Origin of the sequence: Pseudonocardia sp. NPDC046786 (genome assembly GCF_040645415.1) — a bacterium.
GTDB classification, from domain to species: domain Bacteria; phylum Actinomycetota; class Actinomycetes; order Mycobacteriales; family Pseudonocardiaceae; genus Pseudonocardia; species Pseudonocardia kongjuensis.
The window spans coordinates 1-1264 of the sequence record NZ_JBEYYF010000066.1; the positions used below are offsets into that span (position 1 = coordinate 1).

2 protein-coding genes are annotated in these 1264 nt (G+C 67.1%); both read right to left on the bottom strand.

The genetic code is table 11. The annotated features are described in order from the left end of the window. Positions 1 to 14: 14 nt before the first annotated feature. Positions 15 to 914 carry an IS3 family transposase gene (locus ABZ881_RS30895; RefSeq protein WP_358489591.1) on the bottom strand — a complete coding sequence of 300 codons (900 nt, stop codon included), beginning with the start codon at positions 912 to 914 and terminating at the stop codon, positions 15 to 17. Then, on the bottom strand, positions 911 to 1201 hold the full coding sequence (locus tag ABZ881_RS30900; RefSeq protein WP_358489593.1) for a transposase: 291 nt from the start codon (positions 1199 to 1201) through the stop codon (positions 911 to 913). Before ABZ881_RS30900 ends, ABZ881_RS30895 begins: the two co-directional genes overlap by 4 nt. Between the last annotated feature and the right edge of the window lie 63 nt (positions 1202 to 1264).

Consider the following 1264-nt stretch of genomic DNA (forward strand, 5'->3'; position numbering starts at 1 on the left):
TGAAGTGACACCCGTCAGCCGGACACCTCGTTCTGTGTCGTGAGCTGCTGCTCGTAGGTCGCGGGGCTGAGGTTGCCCAGCCGGGAGTGACGGCGCAACGGGTTGTAGAACCCCTCGATGAAGGAGAAGACCTCCATCTCCAGCTCGTGGCGGGTCGACCAGGCTCGGCGGTAGACCAGTTCCTCCTTGAGCGTGGCGAAGAAGCTCTCGGCCATCGCGTTGTCGAACGCGTCTCCGACACTGCCCATCGAGGCCACCACCCCGGATGTGCGCAACGTCCGTCCGAAGTCGATCGAGGTGTACTGGACTCCGTGGTCGCTGTGATGGATCAGCCCAGCGGCAGGTTTACGCTGGTGAAGGGCCATCCCGACAGCGTCGAGGACCAGCTCACGGCGCAGATGGTCGGTCATCGACCAGCCCACGACCCGCCGCGTGCAGGCATCGACGACCACGGCGAGGTAGAGGAACCCTTCCCAGGTCCGCAGGTACGAGATGTCGGCGACCCACAGCTGGTCAGGCAGCTCGGTGTGGAACCGGCGCTTGACCAGATCGGGGGCCACCGCGCTGGCCGTGACCCGGGAACGTTTCTTACCGTGACGGCGCCGGTGGATGCCCTCGATACCGGCCACGCTCATCAGTCGGGCCACGCGCTTGCGGTTCCACCGGTGGCCACGGTCGATGATCTCGGCGGTCAGCCGGCGGGCTCCGTAGGTACGGCGATGCTCGCGCCAGGCATCGTGGAGCCGGTCGGCGTCGTAGGCGTCAGCCAGATCATCGTCGCTGATCACAGGGCTGCCGCGGCGCAGCCAGTCGTAGAACGCCGACGGGCTCACGGCCAGGACCCGACACAGGAGACGGACGGGATAGGTGGTCTTCTCCGCAGCGATGAACCCGTAGATCGTTTCTCGGGTCACCGGTCTGTCTCCCGAGCGAAGAAGACCGCGGCTTTTCGCAGGACCTCTTTCTCCAGCTCGAGCTCGGCGACCCGGCGCCGCAGCCGGGCCAGCTCGGCACGTTCCTCCCCGGTGACCGCCGCGGGCCCATCGCGCCGTTCCCGGCGCAGGGCCTCGACCCAGTTGCGCAGAGTCTCGTGGTTCACCCCGAGCTCGCGAGCCACGTCGCGGACCGAACGGCCCCCGTCGAGAGCCAGCTCTGCGGCGTTACGGCGGAACTCCTCGGGGTACCTACTTCGACGCCCCATCGCACGTCCTCCTCCTCGGCTACTGCCAAGTCTGGAGGCGTCCGGCCAGTAGGTGTCACTTCA

What these genes read in the sequence shown, in the direction of transcription:
- ABZ881_RS30900 (WP_358489593.1), bottom strand. Translation starts at nt 1,201, where the DNA reads ATGGGGCGTCGAAGTAGGTACCCCGAGGAGTTCCGCCGTAACGCCGCA.